Genomic DNA, 16,969 nt, shown 5'->3' with positions numbered 1-16,969 from the left:
GAGCGAGGCGCTGACCGCGCTTGCGCGCGACTGGCGCAAGCTGCTGTTCCCCGAGGCAAACGACGCCCGCTTCGCCGACGGCTATGCGCAGGCGGTCACCTTCGGTCTGCTGGTGGCGCGCGCGATGGACGTATCGCTGGCGGAGGGAATCCACCAGGCAGCCTATCACTTGAGGCAGTCGAATTCGCTGATCGGCACAGCGCTCGGCCTGCTCACCGACGACGACGCGAACTACGGGGCGCTGCGGACCTCGCTCGACACGCTGGCACGGGTGCTGAACGAGGTGGACTGGCACACGATCAGCAAGGACAGGCCGGAAGCCTGGCTCTATTTCTACGAGGACTTCCTCGAGGTCTACGACAACGACCTCAGGAAGATGACCGGCTCCTACTACACGCCGCCCGAGGTGGTTTCGGCGATGACGCGGCTGGTGGACGAGACACTGAAAGGTCCGCTGTTCAACCGGCCGGCGGGTCTTGCCTCGAGTGACGTGACGCTGGCCGACCCGGCGGTCGGCACCGGCACATTCCTTCTCGGCGTGATGCGCCGTATCGCTTCGACGGTCGAGGCGGACCAAGGGCCCGGCGCGGTGCGCGGCGCGATCGAGGCGGCGATGAAACGCCTGGTCGGCTTCGAGCTGCAGTTCGGTCCCTTCGCCGTGGCGCAGCTGCGCCTGATCGCGGAGATGCAGGCGCTGATGAAGCCCGCGGCCGGCTCGGTGCAGAAGCTGCCGGACCTGCAGCTCTTCATCACCGACACGCTGGGCAATCCCTTCGTCGAAGAGGACGTCCTGGTGCAGAGCGGCCCGATCGCCAAGTCGCGCCGCGACGCCAATACAATCAAGAAGTCGCGCGACATCACTGTCGTATTGGGAAACCCGCCCTACAAGGAGAAGGCGCGGGGCATGGGCAGCTGGGTCGAGGCTGGGGCGGGTGGCAAGCTGAAATCGCCGATGGACTGGTGGTCGCTTCCGCCGGAATGGGGTGCGTCCGCCCACGCCAAGCATCTCAAGAACCTCTACGTCTATTTCTGGCGTTGGGCGACGTGGAAGGTCTTCGGCTCCGGCAACTACGCAGCGACCGGCCGTCCCGACCGCGACGAGGAAGGCATCATCTGCTTCATCACCGTGGCCGGCTTTCTGGGCGGGCCAGGATTCCAGAAGATGCGGGCCGATCTGAGGGGGAGCTGTTCCGACATCTGGGTCGTGGACTGTTCACCGGAAGGCCATCAGCCGGAGGTGGCGACGCGCATCTTCCAGGGGTGCAGCAGCCGGTCTGCATCGTGCTCGCGGCAAAGCCCTTGGACAAGAATCCCGACCAACCTGCGCACGTCCGTTTCATCGCGCTGCCCAAGGGCAAACGCGAGGAGAAATTCGCCGCGCTGGAGAAGCTATCGCTCCGGGGTGGCAACTGGTCGGACGCGCCATCGGCCTGGCGGGCGCCCTTCTTTCCGGAGGCAACAGGCGATTGGGCGACTTTTCCGGCGCTCAGGGACTTCTTCCTCTATGACGGCTCCGGCGTCATGCCGGGACGGACATGGATCATCGCGCCGGATTCGCAGTCGCTGCGGGACCGCTGGGACCGACTGGTGGCGGAGAAAGACCCGGCGCGGAAGGAGATGCTGTTTCACCCGCAACTGCGCGACGGCAAAGTTGCAAGCCGACACATCCGAAAACTTGTATCACAAGACTTGGGTCTAAGGCCGACTCGGATACTCCCATTGATCGACGATGACGGCCCAGCAGAGCCTGTTCTAAGATATCCGTTCCGCACACTCGACCGTCAGTGGATCGTCGCCGACGCGCGACTAATAAATGATGTGCGCCCCGTCCTTTGGAGTTCAAGCTCGCCATCGCAGGTTTATCTGACGGCGCCAGATGACCGATCTCCTACCAATGGCCCCTCCCTATCGTTTACGGAACTCGTTCCGGACCTTCACCACTACAACGGTCGGGGCGGCCGCGTTTATCCCCTCTGGTCCGACGCTGCCGCCACGCGGCCGAACATCGCTCCCGCGATGCTGGCGCTGCTGGCCGACACGCTGGGCGAGGTATCGCCCGAGGATGTGATAGCCTATATCGCCGGGGTGATGGCGCATCCGGCATTTACCAAACGGTTCCAGCCGGACCTCGTCCAGCCCGGCTTGCGCGTGCCGCTGACCGCCGACCCGGACCTGTTCGCCGAGGCGGTGGCGCTCGGCCGCGAGGTGATCTGGCTGCACACCTATGGCGAGCGCTTCGCCGACCCCGATGCCGGGCGGCCGCAGGCGCCGCCGCGCATGGCGGAGGGCGAGCGGCCGACGATCCCGGCGGAGGGCGCCATCCCCGGTGCGCCGGAGCCGTTGCCCGATACGATGGACTACGACCCGGCAAAGCGGCGATTGAAGGTTGGCGCCGGTTTCATCGACAATGTGCCGCCGGAGGTCTGGGCCTACGAGGTGTCGGGCAAGCAGGTGGTGTGGCACTGGTTCAGCTACCGCAAACGCGACCGCACGCGGCCGCAGATCGGCGACAAGCGGCCGCCCTCGCCGCTCGACCGCATCCAGCCGGCCCACTGGCTCGCCGAATACACCACGGACCTGATCGATCTCCTGAACGTGCTCGGGCGGCTGGTGGCGCTTGAACCGCGCCAGGCCGACCTGATGGAGCGCATCCTGGCGGGCAAGAAGATAGATGCCAGGGCGTCTCGTCCCGAGTCTTGATTGCGGGGAAAAGCCGGTTGGGCGGGTCGCGCTGGCCGGCGCTCCGTGCAAAGAATTGCCGACGCGAATCGATGACCAGACCATGACCCGTGCGCAACTCGACCTCTTCGGCGGCGACCAGCCCGAGCTCTTCACCGAGGAGGCCGCCCCGATCGTCTATCGCGCCGACCCGGACCGCATCCGGCGGCGCATCGCAAACCTGCTTACGGAAGCCCGCGCGGCGCAGCGCATGCCTTGGAACGCGGAAGAGCTGGACAACCGCCTCTATCTCCTGAAGCAGATGGGGCGCTTCCTGCCCGAGGAGGAGGCGGCACAGCTCGCCTTCGAATTCGAGCAAGAGGTGGAGCGCCTGAAAGCGGCGTGAACCCCAACATATAGTTCGAGCATCTGGATGGTGACCAAATCTAGACTCGCGGACTGATTTCGTTCACTCTTTGTCCCAAGGCGCGATTCGTGCCGAGACGAAAGGAGACGGACAATGTCTGGTAAAAATCAGTACGTGGTGCGTAACGGCGACGGCTGGGGCGTTCGCGGCGAGGGAAACGGCAGGCTGACCAAGTCGTTCGACACTCAACGCGAAGCGATCCAGCATGGGCGGGATATCGCGATGAACCAGAAGGCAGAACTTCGCATCCAGGGAACGGACGCCAGGTTCCGCGAAGCCTGGAGCTATGGAAACGATCCGCATCCGCCGAAGGGTTAAGATCGTCATTACGGAGAAGCCGGCGGGACAGCGCCCCATCTGTCCTGCCGGAAGATGGGTGAGCCTGCGTCTCGCTCGTCTTCCGGGACCCCCATTTAGGGGGAGATCGCCAATCGCGCCGGGGGACAGCTTGCCTTCTTCAAACGGAAGATGTGGCTGGTGCAGTCCCCGGGAACGGGCAGGGCGGTCGCATAGGGAACTACCTCCGCCCTCACGCGAAAACATCCGCCACATATCTCCCGTGGTCGCGCTCGATCGCGTCGGCCCAGGTGTCGGCGTCTTCTGCCGAGGCGCCGGTGGCGTCGCGGTAGATCTTGACCAGGGTTTCGCGCACGGCGGGCGCCATGTGCCTGCCGTCGCCGCAGACGAAGACTGTGCCGCCCTGGCGGAAGAGGTCGGCGATCAGGGCGCGGTCGGACCAGACGCGGTGCTGGACGAAGCGGATGTCGCCCTCCGGCGCATCGGAGAAGGCGGGCAGGACGGTGACGACGCCGTCGCGCTGCCAGGCCGCGAGCTCGTCGCGGTAGAGGTAGTCGACGTCGGGATGGTTTGTGCCGAAGAACAGGAGCGCCGGCCCGACCTCCTGGCCGGCGGTCTTCTGCGCGGCGCGCTCCTGCAGGAAGCCGCGGAAGGGGGCGAGGCCGGAGCCGGCGCAGATCATCACCAGCGGCGTCTTCGGGTCGGCCGGCGGATGGAAGCGCGCATTGGAGGGGCGCACGGCGATGGAGACGCGGTCGCCGGGTTCGAGCCCGGCGAGATAGGAGGAGGCGACGCCCTGGTAGCGGCCGACGCCTGACATCGCCGGCGCGTCGACCACGGCGATGGTGAGCGTGGCGTTGGCCGGGTTCCACAGCGGCGAGGACGAGATGGAATATTGCCGCGCCTTCATCGGCGGCAGCATGTCGAGGAAGCGGGCGAAATCGATCGGGCAGGACTGGAAGCGGTCGAGCAGGTCGATGACGCTGAAGCGGCGGCCGAGCACCTCGTTCTCGTAGCCGTCGGCGGCGAGCGCCTCCAGCTCCTTCTTCTCCGGCGGGCAGCGGGTGGCCGCGGCGAGCGCCGCCACCTGGGCGCGGGTGGCCGGCTGGGCGAGCTCGACATAGTTGGCGAGCAGCTCGCCGCAGCTGACCGGATGGCCGACGGGCAGGCCGGTGGAGCCGGTGGCGCGGTCGATGACCACCAGAGTGTCGGAGGAAAGGCCGAAGCGGCGCAGCACGCGATCGACCAGCGCGTCCGGATTGCGGGCGAGCACCGCGAGATAGTCGCCGGCGCGATAGGTCATGCCCTCGGGCAGGGCGAACTCGATGTGGCGCTTGGAGCGGGCGCCGGCAGCTGCCATGTCGACCAGCTCGCGGTTCTCGACCACGACGCCCTGCTTGAGGTCGCCGAGCCTCAATGTGCTTTCGCGGCCGGCCTTGACGAAATCGAGATGGAGTCCCGCCGGCGCTTCGGGCGCGGCGGCCTGCCGGCCGAAGGCGGCGGAAAGCGCCGGCCAGAACGCGGCATACCATTCGTCGAAGGCGCCGAAGAAGTCGCCGCCGGAATCGGCCTCGCCGCGTGGGGCGATGCGCCAGCCGCCGGCCTTTTCCAGTGCCGCGTCGACGCGCTTGGGGATCGCCTGGAAGGTGCGCGCCCACTGGCGGTTGCCGCAGCCGAACACGGCGAAGGGCAGGTCTTCGAGGGAGCCGGACGCGAGCGCCTCGACATCGGCGACGAAACGGCGGGCATTGTCCGGCGGCTGGCCTTCGTAGGAGGCGGTGACGACGACGACCGCGCCCTCCTTCGGCAGGCGGCCGGCGTAGTCGTCCATCGGCGCCACCGTGGGTGCGAAGCCGTAGGACGGCGCGTCGGCAGCGACGCGGTTGGCGAAGGCTTCCGAGGAGCCGGTGTTGGAGCCGTAGAGGACAAGCAGCGCGGTGGCGGCCTCGCCCTCGCGCAGCGGCGCGGGCGCGGCGGGCACCAGCGTCTTCTGCGGCGCGGCGAGCGAGGGCGCGCGCACCAGCGCCTGGGCAGAGCGGCGCGAGCGGGCGCGGATGCGCAGGCCTTCCGGCTTGATGGTCAGCGTCTCGTGGATCTTCAGCTGGTAGGACGGGTCGTCGAAGGCGATGTCGAAGCGCTGCAGCATCATGGCGAGCACGAGCTGCGCCTCCTGCATGGCGAAGGGCCGGCCGATGCAGGCGCGTGCGCCGTTGCCGAACGGCTTCCAGGCATTGGGCGGCAGCTTTTCGGCGTTTTCCGGGGCGAAGCGCTCGGGGATGAAGGCTTCGGCATCGTCGCCCCAGACGGCGGGGTCGCGGTGGAGCATCGGCTCCAGGATCATGACGCTGTCGTCGGGCGTGAGCGGATACTTGCCGGCGAGCAGCGTGGCCTCGTGCGGCTTGACAGCGAAGACGGACGCCGTCGGCCAGATGCGCAGGCTCTCCATCAGGACCTGCTCGATGTAGCGCAGCTGGGCCAGGTGCTCGACGCGGGGCATCTCGTCGCCCAGCACCTCGTCGACCACCGCGCGGGCCTTGGCCAGGACTTCAGGGTTCTTCAGCAGAAGGTAGGTGGCGAAGGAGAGCAGGCCGCTGGTGGTCTCGTGGCCGGCGATCAGGAAAGTGATCATCTGATAGCCGATGTTCTCGTCGTCGAGCTTCTCGCCGGTGACGGGGTCGACGCCGTTGAGCATGATGTTGAGCAAGTCGTGCTTGTCGGCGCCGTTTGGATCGCGGCGGCGCTCGGCGATCAGCTCCTGCGCGACCGAGCGCATGAGGGCCGCGTCGCTGTCGAAGCGGCGGGCGGTGGACAGCATCAGGCTGGTCATCAGCTTCGGCCGGCGGGCGCGCTGGCCGGATTCCGACAGGGCGCCGACCATGGCGCCGACGAAGGGGTGCATCTCGTCGCGGTAGAAGCTGTTGAAGCGGTAGTCGAAAGCGCAGAGCGCAATCGTATCGAGGGTGAGCCGCGTCATGTTGTCGGCGACGTCGATCGAGGCGGCGGGACCGAAGCGCTCCCAGCGGACGAACATCTGGTCGGCGATGTCGAGCATGCGGTCGAACATGGACCGCACGCCGATCGGCCCGAAGGCGGGCATCAGAAGCCGGTGGGCCTTCGCCCAGTTGGGCTCGCTGTTGTAAGCGGTGAACAGGCCGTCGCCGGCGAAGGCGCGGATTTCCTTGAGCGGCGGGTGGACGCGCTTGTTGAAGCGGCTCTCGTCGCAGAGCTCGTTGACCAGCTCCTGGGAGCTGGTGACGTAGAAGGTGCGGTCGAGGATGCGCATGCGGAAGAACGGGCCGTATGTGCGGGCGAGCCGCATCAGGCTCTGCACAGGCGCGTCGGTGTCGAGCTCGGGCAGGTTGCCGATGAAGGGCCGCAGCGGCGGCTGGGGAATCCGGGGAGTCATTGTGTCTTGGGCCATGGTTGTGCACCTTCGGACAGAGGCAGGCGCTTGACCGGACAAGCGCAGCAGACTAAATTACAAACGTAAAATAGATGCGAAAGGCGGGCTTGTAAAGTGGCGATCGTGCAGTCGGCGAGACCGAAGGCGGAGGACCCCCGCTTCCAGCGCAGCCTGAAGGCGCTGCTGGACGCGGTGTCGGAACTGCTCGACCGCGAGCCGCTGCAGGACCTGTCGATCACGCGGATCGTCGAGGCGGCCGGGGTAACGCGGCCGACCTTCTACCAGCACTTCGCCGACCTGCCGGATGCGGCGCGACGGGCGGGGCTGGCGCGGCTGGCCGATGCGTTTCCGATCCCGCAGCCTGCGGCGGCGCGAGCCGGGATGGCGACGGAGGAGATGCGGGGGCAGATCGAGCGGCACACGCTGCCGGTGCTCGCGCACCTGCGCGCGCACCGCGACTTCTACGTGCGGGTGCTGGAGGGCGGCGGCAACGTGGCGTTCTTCGAGGAGATCGTCGCCTTCGTGGCGCAGCGCATGCTGCCGGAGGCGTTCGAGGTCGCGGCGCGCAAGGGGCTGGCGGCCAGGGACGATCTGATGGCGGTGCAAGCCGGCGGCATCATGTGGCTGGTGATCCGCTGGCTGCGCGGCGAGATCGACGGCGACCCCGAGGCGATGACGCGGCGCATCTCGGGCATCGCCACGACGATGATCAAGAGCAGCGGCTGAGGCGACCCTCAGAGCTGCACCACCGGTGCGGCGGGGCGAGCGAGAAGCCGGGTTCAGTGCATGTCGGCCAGGATCTTCAGACCCTCGCCTTGAATATGCTGAAGTTTGCTGCGAGCCTGGCTCCAGGCAGGAGGCGGATCGCGGCGCATGGCACAACTGGCGTTTGCACGGATGCTGCTCGCATTCGGAGTTTCGCTGATCCTCTGTCTGCCGGCCTTTCCGCGCGAGGCCGCCGCCCCGCAACGGCTTGCCCTTGTCGTCGGCGTCTCCAATTACAAAGACCTCAAGGACCTCGACAATCCGGTGCGCGACGCCCGCGCCGTCCGCAATCTCCTGAAACGGCTCGGATTCGACGTCACCTTCGTCCGCAATCCGACACACCGGCGGCTGGAACGGAAGATCGCGGCATTCGGTGCCGCTGCGAGCGAGTCAGCGTTCGTCGTCACCTACTTCGCCGGTCACGGGATGGCAGCGGTCCAAAACGATACCGTCACCAATGTCATGGTGCCGAAGGACGGGACGGTGTCCTGCGAGGACCGGGAAGCGCGGCGCGTCGTATCGATCGACCGGCTGATGCGGGCGACAGCCCATGTCGCCAACAGGGTCTTTATCTTCGATGCGTGCCGCGACAACCCATTTGCGAACTGCAACGCAGACGCCAAGCGCTCGACGGGCTATGGATTCCGCAGCATCGAGGCCACGGAGGCCGAAGGCAGCGCCGATGAAGCGCCTGCCGACCGGTCGGCCGAGCGGTATGCCGGAGAGACCGCCGACGCCCCCCAATCCAGGGCCTTGGTCGCCTTTTCGACCGATGCCGGCAAACTCGCCTCCGATGGCCCTGCGGGCGCGCATTCGCCTTTCGCGCGCGAAATCATCAACGCGACCGACGGCGATCTCCGCCTGCCCGTGCGCGAATTCCTCGACAGGATCAGCGACCGCGTGAACGGAGCCACCAAGGGTGACCAGCTGCCTTGGGTTCTCAGTCTTGGCGGCGAGCCGCAGCAGTGCCTGGACGGCAGCCAGTGCGCGCTGCGGGCAAGTCTCGACGCCGAGATTTCCCGGCGCACATCGTCCATGCTGGCGACGCGCGCCGAGGAGCTTCTGTCGCGACGATACCCTCGCAAGGCACTTGCCGTCGCGCTCGAAGGGGTGCCGGCTCAGTCGGACGGCCAGGACATTCGTGTCGAGCCGGCGTTGGAGACGGCATTGCGCAAGGCGGTGGCGGCCACACCGCGGTTCACCACAATCGATGACGTCAGCGAGCGTCCGCTCGCCATCACATCCGACAGAACGCGCATCGCCGCGCATGACGAGACGGGCCGCCTCTACGTGCTCGACCTTTCAGATCGCCGCCGCGTCGTGATGCGGAGCGCCGAACCCTATGTGCCGTGGGATGGCGAGCGGTGGGTCCGCTTCAGCGCCGACGGCCGGTTCGTGGTCCGCAGCTCCTCGTCCCACGGTGTCGATCTCTTCAACGCGGCCACAGGTGAGCTTCTCGCTCGGCCGATCGGCGCAGAGTCGGCGCGCGTGGAGATCAATGGCGATGGGTCCGCCATAGCCGGGCTGGCAACCGACCTCAAATCCGGAAGCGAGCGCCGGACGATGGTCTGGACCTTCGAGCCGGCCACCGGGCACCTTACCACACTTGCATTGCCCCAGCAGGCCATGCCGGAAGCTCTGGCCTTTCGTCCGGATGGGGGAGAGCTTGCTGTCGCGTCGGCGCACTGGAGCGCCGACAAGGGCATGCATCGATATACCGTGGATCTCTTCCCCGTCGGCTCGCCTCAGCCTCGCAAGACATTTACTGTGCTGGAGCCGCCGGATGATTCCGAAGGACCGAGTGGCGTGCGGGGACTGCGCTACCTCGATGCCGACCGATTGCTGACCTGGGATCATGCCGCGCGTCTGTGGAACCTGGAGAGCGGCTCGCTCACGCGGACGTTCACCGGCGAGGGAGGTGCGTCGCTGGGCTTCGGCGACGTGCAGATGGACGCGAAGGCAGAGCGGTTGGCCATAGGTGGGACGAATGGCGTACTGGCGCTGCGAAGCATCGCCGATGGCGCGCTGATCCGCCGCTTCACGGTCGGCGAGGCGATCTGGGATATCGCCTTCAACAGCGCAGGCGACCTTGTCGCCGCGAGGGACAATCTAGACAGAACCTTCGTCTGGGATCTGGCTGACCGCGGCGACACGCCTTTGCGCGTCCTCCGGGACGAGGGTACCTCCATCGGAGAGGCCACTTACCGGAAGGCCGGCGTTTTCTCCTTCGACAAGGCGGACGAGCATGTGCTGACCTGGGCGGGTGGCTTCGGCGCCCTCCAGATACGTCACGCAGAAGACGCGCGGATCTATCAGGCTGGCAGGAACGGGCGGACCGGGAACTTCGCCTTGGGCGGCAACTCCGCAGCCCTGCTGGTCGGCAACGACCTTGAGCTGCTCGGCCCCGGAATGGACACGCCGACCTGCCGCCTACCGGGCGCCGGCGTGGGCTTTCTCGACGGGTCCACCTCGTTCGTCGACGCGCAGGGCCGGACGGCGGTCACGCTTCAGCAGGGCACACCCGGCTGGACAGAGACCAGCGGCAGGATGGGGAAGGTCGACATCATCGATCTGGAAGCCTGCCGGGTGGAGGCTTCGCTTGCCAAGGGCGGCTATTCGATCAATTTTCCCGCCATCTCGCCGTCGGGCAAGTTCGTTGCCGCCTTCGCCTTCGCGCCGACGCAGACATCAAGCCTGGACGCTTTTCGTCTTCTTGTCTGGGATACCCGTTCACGCAAGCTGATCTCGGAATTCTGGGGCCATACATCGAGGATCCTCGGCATCGGGTTCAGTCCGGATGAGACCAAGCTGCTAACCACCGCCCAAGAGGGCAGGACGAAGCTGTGGGACATTGCGGCGCGGCGGGAAATCCTGAATGTTGCCGGGCGTGCCGGGTCACTCAACAATCGGGCCTTTTCGCCCGACGGCCGCTATTTCGCGACCACATACGAGAACCTCTCGATCTGGAATGCCGACACGGGCGCGCTTGAACGGGCGTTCGCCACGCTGCCTCCGGCGCAAAGTGCCGAGTTCAGTCCCGACGGCGAACTGATCGCGCTGGCGTCGCAACCGGTGATGGTCGTGGACGCCGCGACCGGAACGATAAAGTTCGAACTCGATGCCGGGCTTTTCCCAAAGACCGTCACCTTTTCTCCCGACGGTGCTCGCCTGCTGATCGTCGGTTACGACGGCACCATACGGATGCTGCCGTTTCCCGCAGGGATCCGCTCTGTCGCCGAACTGGCCTGCCGCCTGGGGCCGCAGCCGCTCTCGGAAACAGAGCGCGCACGTTTGAACCTCGGGCCGGCACGGGCGACCTCCGTCTGCGACCCGCCGAGTGCGCGCCGAGAATAATGCCCCCTACCCCGCCACCGGCGTCCAGACGATGTCGTCGATGTGGCGGGCGCCAGTTCCCAGCATTACGAGGCGGTCGAAGCCCAGAGCTACCCCGGAGGCGTCGGGCATGATGGCGAGGGCTGAGAGGAAATCCTCGTCGATCGGGTAGCGCTCGCCGTAGACGCGCTGCTTTTCGTCCATTTCGGCTTCGAAGCGGCGGCGTTGCTCGGCGGGGTCGGTGAGTTCGCCGAAGCCGTTGGCGAGCTCGACGCCGCAGCAGTAGAGCTCGAAGCGCTCGGCCACACGCGGGTCGTGCGCGGTGGGGCGGGCGAGGGCTGCCTCGGCGGTGGGGTATTCGCACAGCACGGTGGCGGCGCCGATGCCGAGATTGGGCTCGACCTTTTCGACCATGACGCGGGAGAACAGGTCGGCCCAGGTGTCGTCAGGCGCGGTGCGGATGCCGGCGGCGACGGCGGCGTGGAGGATGTCGCGGTCGGTGGAGCCGTCGGGGCGGATCGAGGCCATCAGGTCGATGCCGGCATGGCGGGCGAAGGCCTGGGCCACGGTGACGCGCTCGGGCTGCGCGAAGGGATCGGCCTCGCGGCCGCGGAAGGAGAAGGTCTTGGGTACCAGCGCAGGTCGCGGCGAGCGCGAGGAAGTTGGCGCAGTCGTCCATCAGCACGTCGTAGGGCTCGCCGACGCGATACCACTCGACCATGGTGAATTCCGGCGAGTGCAGCGCGCCGCGCTCGCGGTTGCGGAAGACTTTTCCGAAGGAGAAGATGCGGCGTTCGCCTGCCGCGAGCAGCTTCTTGCAGGAGAATTCCGGCGAGGTGTGGAGATGCAGCGGGGCGCGCTCGCCGCCGGTCGCGATCGCCTCGGTGGAGAAGGCGGACAGATGCGCCTCGTTGCCGGGCGAGACCTGCAGGATGGCGGTGTCGACCTCGACGAAATCGCGCGCCGCGAACCAGGCGCGGATCTCGGCGGCGATGCGGTTGCGGGCGAGAAGGCGGGGACGGCGATCAGCGTGAACGTGGGGCGTCCACCAAGGGGAGGAGGCAGTCATGGCAGCATCTCAGGCGCCGTCATCCTCGGGCCGGCCCTTCGGGCGTTCGATTGGCTTTGCAAGGTCCATCGGACCCTGCAATTCGCCCGATGGGCGAACCGCCATCTCACCCCGAAGATCTGCCAACGGCGGCGGTTTTCGTCACCGGTGCAATGGCTTTCTACGGCCGGGCCGCGGCGTAGATTCGCGAAGGGTAGTAGATCCTCGGGACAAGCCCGAGGATGACGGCGCGAGGGGGTAGGGTTCGGGTGCAGGCGCGAAAAATCCCGCTCCGGCTGGCATGCCGGCGAAAGATAGGTTAGAGCGCGGGAAAGCACGCGCGGGTGCGCGAGACAGGGATTCTGAGGATTCGTCATGGTGAAGGTGATTGCGAGTTCGCTCCGCAAGGGCAATGTCGTCGAGAAGGACGGCAAGCTGTATTCGATCCTCTTCGCCGAAAACATACACCCCGGCAAGGGCACGCCGGTGACGCAGCTGGACATGCGCCGCATCTCCGACGGCGTGAAGGTGTCGGAACGCTACCGCACCACCGAGCAGGTGGAACGCGCCCATGTCGAGGACCGGCCCTACAACTACCTCTACCAGGACGGCGAGGGCTTCCACTTCATGCAGATGGAGACCTACGAGCAGATTGCCGTGCATCCCGACGTGGTGGGCGACTATGCGCCCTATCTCCAGGAAGGCATGGAGGTGACGCTGTCGGTGCATGAAGGCTCGGCGGTGGCGATCGAACTGCCGCAGCGCGTGACGCTGGAAGTGGTGGAGACCGAGCCGGTGACCAAGGGCCAGACGGCGTCGTCGTCCTACAAGCCGGCCGTGCTGTCGAACGGCGTGCGCTCTGCCGTGCCGCCGCACATCCAGGTGGGCACCCGCATCGTGGTGATGACCGCCGACGGCTCCTATGTCGAGCGCGCCAAGGACTGAGAGACTGCTTGGAAATTCTACTCTGGCGGCCATCTGATGGCGTTTTCTCCGCTTCCGGTGCTCACGGACCCAAATGTCCGCTGCGCTCGTCGCTGAAGCGACCCCGAAACCACCACCATATGACTCGCCAGAGCGAATTTCGAAGCAGTCTCTGATTACCAGCGCAGGACGAGACGGCCGGCCAGTGCGCCGGCGAGCGTGAGCATGCCGATCGCGATCGTGTACCAGACGGCGACGAAGAGCGGCGAGTCGTCGATGCAGTGCGCGGCGTAGAACGTCGCCGCGAGACCTCCCGCCGCCAGCCCGCAGAACGCCCCGGCAAGCGTCGGCCGCGTCGGCGCTCCATTGCGCAAGGCCGCGAGCAGCACGGCCAGAGGCAGGGCGCCGATCAGCGGAATGAAGGTGAGGCAGACGGTCGAGTTGGTGCCGATCAGCCGCGCCATCCGCGCGCCTTCGGGCACGGCGAACAGTTCGGCTGTCACGCCCGCGGCGAGCAGCACCGGCGCGGCGAGCAGGAGCGCGGCGGCGGGCGCGAGCGGGGTTCCCGGCCGGGCGGCGGCGCGCCAGGCAAGGGCCGCCGCGCCGGCAAGCGCCAACGTCACAACGAACTTGAACGGGAAGCGCAGCGTCGCGGCGGCTTCGGCGATGTCCGGACGCGGGCCAAGCAGGACGAACCAGACGATGGCGGCGAGGCCGGTCGCAAGCGCGAAGCCAAAGGCCAACCGCCGGCTGAGCCGAGCACCGCCGGCGGCGGCATCCCGCGACAGGGCGCGAATGAGGTCCTGCGTGTCCATCTAGCGTCGACCTCTGGCGATGGCGGCGAGCCCGCGATGCAACGCGACGCGCACGGCCGTCTCGTTCATGCCGAACGCCGCGGCGGCCTCGCCGACCGACAGGCCCTCGACGCTGACCGCCGAAACGACCCGGCGCTGGCCGGGCGGCAACTGCTCAAGCGCCCGCTCGACTTCGCGCGGGCTGGCTGCGTTCTCGACCGGTTCGGCCAGCGTCTCGGCGTAGTCGGCGATGTCGACCTCGACCCGCCGGCCTCGGCGCCGCAAGCTGTCGACCAGCTTGTAGCGGGCGATGGCGAATACCCACGGGCGGACCGGCGCGTCGGGGCGCCAGGTGTGGCGCTTGAGATGGATGGCCAGCAGCGTTTCCTGCACGATGTCCTCGACTTCGACGCCGCTCCCGGCATTGCGTCTCGTGACGCCGCGCACCAGCGCGGCCACGCGCGCCAAGAATGCGGCATAGGCCTGCTCGTCGCCTGAAAGCGCTGCCCGCAGCATGCGGGCGAGTTCCGCTTCGTCGGCTTCGGTCAAGACCTTCTCATCCCATCTTCGTCGGGCGGCGGCATTTGTTACACGGGCCGCGGAGGAAATGTCACGGGGCTTCTCACGCAAGCATCACGAAAGCGTGCTCGCGGGCAGTGTAACGCGGCGGCCCGTGGCGGCGAAGTCACCGTCATGGAGCGCATGTCGCGTTCCATCCAAGACTTCCAGAGGAGTAGACTATGAACCGCCAGACAATCGCTCTCGCCCTTGCCGGCTCGCTCGCCAGCGCCTTCGCCACCGCCGCCCATGCGGCGCCCCTGCCCGCCGAGAAGATGGTGGGCATGGAGAAGTGCTACGGCATCGCGCTGAAGGGCCAGAACGACTGCGCTGCGGGCGCAGGCACCACCTGCGCCGGCACGTCGACCATGGACTACCAGGGCAACGCCTGGAAGGCTGTGCCCGCCGGCACCTGCGTGTCGATGAACGTCGATGGCCATATGGGCTCGCTGGAGCCGAAGGCGGGCTGACGCCTCGGGCGGGACCGGCAGGCAAGACTGCGCAGGTCCCGCCCAAGCCCTCATGGGCGACTGCCTGATTCGAACCGTCGAAGAGAAGCGAGATCCGTAATGCCGTATGAGCCCCTGCACGCGTCCAAGCTGCCGCCCCGCGCCGGCGTCGGCTTCAAGTCCGAGCACTATGCGGACATCATGGAAACCGCGCCAGACATCGGCTTCCTCGAAGTCCATGCCGAGAACTATATGGGCGAGGGCGGCATGCCGCATCGCATGCTGGCGGAACTCTCCGCGCGCTACGCGCTCTCGCTCCACGGCGTCGGCCTGTCAATCGGCGCGGCGCGGCCGCTGGACAAGGCGCACCTGGCGCGGCTGCGCCGGCTGATCGACCGCTACAGGCCGCAGTCCTTTTCGGAGCATCTCGCCTGGTCGACTCACGATACCGGCTTCCTCAACGACCTCCTGCCGCTGCCCTATACGCCGGAGACGCTGGCACGCGTCGCCGACCATGTCGACGAAGTGCAGCAGGCGACCGGCCGGCAATTGCTGCTGGAGAACCCGTCGACCTATGTCCTGTTCGAGGAGAGCCGCATCGACGAGATCGACTTCCTCGACGCCGTCGCCGAACGCACCGGCTGCGGCCTGGTGCTCGACGTCAACAATGTGATGGTCTCGGCGGTCAACCACGGGCTCGACCCCCTCGCCTATGTCGACCGCTTCCCGGTCGAGCGCGTCGGCGAGATCCACCTCGCCGGCTATGACGAGACGGTCGACGGTGCTGGCGAGCGGCTTCTGATCGACGCACACGGCTCGCGCGTGAGGGAGGATGTCTTTGCGCTTTACCGCCACGCGATCCGTTGCTGCGGTCCGGTGGCAACGTTGATCGAATGGGACAACGACGTGCCGGGCTTCGACGTGCTCTACGACGAGGCGCGGCGCGCCGACACCGTGCTGGCAGAGGCGGCGAAGCTGCGAGGTTTTGCGACACTGCCGAGGAGGGCGTCGGCATGAGCCATGCGGCTACCGAGGCAGCCTTCGCGGCGGCGATTCTGGACCCGGCCCTGCCGCCACCGGCGGGCCTGACCACCGCGCGGGGCGTGCCGGACGAAAAGCGCTTCGCCGTCTACAGGAACAATGTCGCCGTCGGCCTGCGCAAGGCGCTGGCGACACGCTTCCGCGTCGTCGAGCGGCTGGTTGGCGAGGAGTTCTTCGCGCTGATGGCGCGCGCCTACATTGCCGGTACGAGGCCCGCTTTGCCGCTGCTCTTCGCCTATGGCGACGACTTGCCCAATTTCATCGAAGGCTTCGCGCCGGTGGCGTCGGTGCCCTACCTGGCCGATGTCGCGCGGTTGGAAGCTGCCGTGACGCGCGCCTACCACGCCGAAGACGCCGCGCCGCTCGGCATCGCGCGATTGGCGGCATTGCCGGGGAAGACGCTGGGCGACGTGCGGCTTGCGCCGCATCCGGCCGCGACACTGGTGCGCTCGCGTTTTGCCGTGGGCACAATATGGCAGGCGCACCAGGCGGACGTCGTGGCGCCGGTCTCGGCGGCGGGCGGCGAGACGGTGCTGATCGTCCGGCCGAGCTTTGAGGTCGGCGTCCATATCCTGCCGGACCGCGACGCGATCTTTGCCGCCGCCCTGCTTGACGGCGTGGCGTTGGGTGCAGCGGCCTCGCAGGCGCTCGCCGCCGACGATGGTTTCGATTTCGGCGCCGCACTGCTCGGATTGGCGGGCCTCGGCGCATTTGCAGGCACGGTTTCGAACGACAAGGGAGACGAGGATGACGGACATGGTTGAAGCGCCATCCGACGGCGGATGGAAACTGCTGGCGCCCCTGCGGCGCGTGGAAGGCTGGATCGCGTCGGTGCCGGCGGCGTTGCCCCTCTTGGCGCTGCGTCTAGCGCTGGCGGTTCCCTTCTACAAATCGGGGCTGACCAAGTGGGACGGGTTCCTGCAACTGTCTGGCGGCGCGCAATACCTGTTTGGGCAGGAGTTCAAGCTGCATCTCTTTGGTGCGCAGTATCCCTATCCGTTCCCGATGGCCGCAGCCTATGGCGCGGGAATCGCCGAGATCGTGCTGCCGGTGCTCCTGGTGCTCGGCTTGGGCACACGCTTTGCGGCGCTTGCCTTGCTTGCCATGACGGCGGTGATCCAGATCACCGTGCCGGAAGGCTGGGCGAACTTCCATCTGCCTTGGGCGGCGATGGCGCTGTCGCTCGTCGTGTTCGGTGGCGGCGCGCTGTCGCTCGATCGCCTCATCGGCCTTGGTCGCGAGAAGATGTGAGCGCGCCATAGACGGCGCGGA

At 67.2% G+C, this 16,969-nt stretch carries 13 protein-coding genes and 2 pseudogenes; 11 read left to right on the top strand and 4 right to left on the bottom strand.

The genetic code is table 11. From position 1 onward, the window contains the following. Window positions 1-124: 124 nt before the first annotated feature. The 4 genes and pseudogenes from LRS09_RS30035 to LRS09_RS12695 form a co-directional block, all read left to right on the top strand. A pseudogene (locus LRS09_RS30035) lies at window positions 125-835 on the top strand (N-6 DNA methylase); the annotation flags it as partial. Between the two features lie 143 nt (window positions 836-978). After that, window positions 979-2,700 carry a type ISP restriction/modification enzyme gene (locus LRS09_RS12705; protein ID WP_308240351.1) on the top strand — a complete coding sequence of 574 codons (1,722 nt, stop codon included), beginning with the start codon at window positions 979-981 and terminating at the stop codon, window positions 2,698-2,700. 82 nt (window positions 2,701-2,782) lie between these two features. Beyond that, window positions 2,783-3,064 carry a hypothetical protein gene (locus LRS09_RS12700; RefSeq protein ID WP_257807069.1) on the top strand — a complete coding sequence of 94 codons (282 nt, stop codon included), beginning with the start codon at window positions 2,783-2,785 and terminating at the stop codon, window positions 3,062-3,064. Between the two features lie 114 nt (window positions 3,065-3,178). Then, on the top strand, window positions 3,179-3,403 hold the full coding sequence (locus LRS09_RS12695; protein WP_257807068.1) for a DUF2188 domain-containing protein: 225 nt from the start codon (window positions 3,179-3,181) through the stop codon (window positions 3,401-3,403). 211 nt (window positions 3,404-3,614) lie between these two features. Here LRS09_RS12695 and LRS09_RS12690 read toward each other — a convergent pair whose 3' ends face one another. After that, the gene (locus LRS09_RS12690; protein ID WP_257807066.1) at window positions 3,615-6,803 is read right to left on the bottom strand and encodes a bifunctional cytochrome P450/NADPH--P450 reductase; all 3,189 of its coding nucleotides are present in this window, start codon (window positions 6,801-6,803) and stop codon (window positions 3,615-3,617) included. Window positions 6,804-6,899: 96 nt separating this feature from the next. Here LRS09_RS12690 and LRS09_RS12685 point away from each other — a divergent pair, with 96 nt between their 5' ends. Together LRS09_RS12685 and LRS09_RS12680 are read left to right on the top strand one after the other, a co-directional pair. Next, on the top strand, window positions 6,900-7,511 hold the full coding sequence (locus LRS09_RS12685; RefSeq protein WP_257807063.1) for a TetR/AcrR family transcriptional regulator: 612 nt from the start codon (window positions 6,900-6,902) through the stop codon (window positions 7,509-7,511). Window positions 7,512-7,658: 147 nt separating this feature from the next. Continuing rightward, entirely contained in the window at window positions 7,659-10,904 is a 3,246-nt protein-coding gene (locus LRS09_RS12680) for a caspase family protein (protein WP_257807060.1), read from the top strand. Window positions 10,905-10,910: 6 nt separating this feature from the next. On the opposite strand, the pseudogene epmA reads toward LRS09_RS12680, so the two are convergent. After that, window positions 10,911-11,952, bottom strand: a pseudogene (epmA, locus tag LRS09_RS12675) (EF-P lysine aminoacylase EpmA). A 354-nt stretch (window positions 11,953-12,306) separates the two neighbouring features. Here epmA and efp point away from each other — a divergent pair. Further along, window positions 12,307-12,876 (top strand): elongation factor P, encoded by a 570-nt coding sequence (efp, locus tag LRS09_RS12670; protein WP_257807058.1) that lies wholly within the window; start codon window positions 12,307-12,309, stop codon window positions 12,874-12,876. A gap of 155 nt (window positions 12,877-13,031) precedes the next feature. Here the strand turns inward: efp and LRS09_RS12665 are convergent, their stop codons facing one another. Then, window positions 13,032-13,670, bottom strand: a complete 639-nt coding sequence (locus LRS09_RS12665; RefSeq protein WP_257807056.1) for an NrsF family protein — start codon at window positions 13,668-13,670, stop codon at window positions 13,032-13,034. Next, window positions 13,671-14,198, bottom strand: coding sequence for a sigma-70 family RNA polymerase sigma factor (locus LRS09_RS12660; protein ID WP_257807054.1), 528 nt, complete (start codon window positions 14,196-14,198; stop codon window positions 13,671-13,673). Between the two features lie 191 nt (window positions 14,199-14,389). Here LRS09_RS12660 and LRS09_RS12655 point away from each other — a divergent pair, with 191 nt between their 5' ends. From LRS09_RS12655 to LRS09_RS12640, 4 genes are all read left to right on the top strand, one after another. After that, window positions 14,390-14,677 (top strand): DUF2282 domain-containing protein, encoded by a 288-nt coding sequence (locus tag LRS09_RS12655; RefSeq protein ID WP_257807053.1) that lies wholly within the window; start codon window positions 14,390-14,392, stop codon window positions 14,675-14,677. A gap of 99 nt (window positions 14,678-14,776) precedes the next feature. Then, window positions 14,777-15,673 (top strand): DUF692 domain-containing protein, encoded by an 897-nt coding sequence (locus LRS09_RS12650; RefSeq protein WP_257807051.1) that lies wholly within the window; start codon window positions 14,777-14,779, stop codon window positions 15,671-15,673. After that, the gene (locus LRS09_RS12645) at window positions 15,670-16,461 is read left to right on the top strand and encodes a DNA-binding domain-containing protein (protein ID WP_257807049.1); all 792 of its coding nucleotides are present in this window, start codon (window positions 15,670-15,672) and stop codon (window positions 16,459-16,461) included. Before LRS09_RS12650 ends, LRS09_RS12645 begins: the two co-directional genes overlap by 4 nt. Next, the gene (locus LRS09_RS12640; RefSeq protein WP_374684910.1) at window positions 16,454-16,948 is read left to right on the top strand and encodes a DoxX family protein; all 495 of its coding nucleotides are present in this window, start codon (window positions 16,454-16,456) and stop codon (window positions 16,946-16,948) included. The genes LRS09_RS12645 and LRS09_RS12640 overlap by 8 nt, the downstream gene beginning before the upstream one ends. Window positions 16,949-16,969: the final 21 nt, after the last annotated feature.

Source organism: Mesorhizobium sp. J428 (genome assembly GCF_024699925.1).
Lineage (GTDB): Bacteria > Pseudomonadota > Alphaproteobacteria > Rhizobiales > Rhizobiaceae > Mesorhizobium_A.
This window is presented reverse-complemented; position numbering and strand designations above follow the sequence as displayed.